Here is a 605-nt window from a genome sequence, read left to right on the forward strand (position 1 = left end):
TCTGATGGATTGTTAGGTAGTTCTGCACTTACGGTATAAAAGATTTGCTTATATGCCGCAACCATCACTTTTTTCTCTCCATCTGCAATCGCTTTAAAATCAATGTTCAGTGCATTGTCAAGATATTTAGCGTTAACATTAAGAGCACTTGCTATTTGAGATTTACTATACACCATAGATTCTGTATACTGCATTCTTGCAGGTAACGTATGTGTTTTTGAATACTTTTCATTCCAAGTAGATACTAATTCATCTACTGCTCCAGACACATTACCATATGTAGGATTTTGGACAGTAATTGTATTGTCTTTTCTCATGCCAGGTAAGTCTATACTAATATTCAAAGGTTTTCTCTTAGCTACTAACAAACTAGGTTGATTATCCGCAAAAGCTTTATTTGCAAGTTGTACTGCTCCTGGATAAGTACGATTAGCCACAGAATCAATAATCGAAATATCGACTGGTGAAGTTGTAAGTGATTTTTTCTCACGTTCAACTACTACAAATTTACCATTTGAATTTGTACTTTCTTTCGGAACAAAACTCTCTACTTTATCACCATTTACTGCTAAAACCTCTTGATTATTATACTTAAGATTTGCTAT

General features: G+C 33.7%; 1 protein-coding gene. It reads right to left on the reverse strand.

Features of this window, described 5'->3' with window-relative positions:
- Positions 1 to 605 (reverse strand): thiol-activated cytolysin family protein (locus JDS96_RS30600; protein WP_199669108.1); only part of this gene is annotated, 605 nt, incomplete at both ends.

This window comes from Bacillus cereus group sp. N21 (assembly GCF_016483395.1).
In the GTDB taxonomy this organism is placed as follows: domain Bacteria; phylum Bacillota; class Bacilli; order Bacillales; family Bacillaceae_G; genus Bacillus_A; species Bacillus_A pseudomycoides.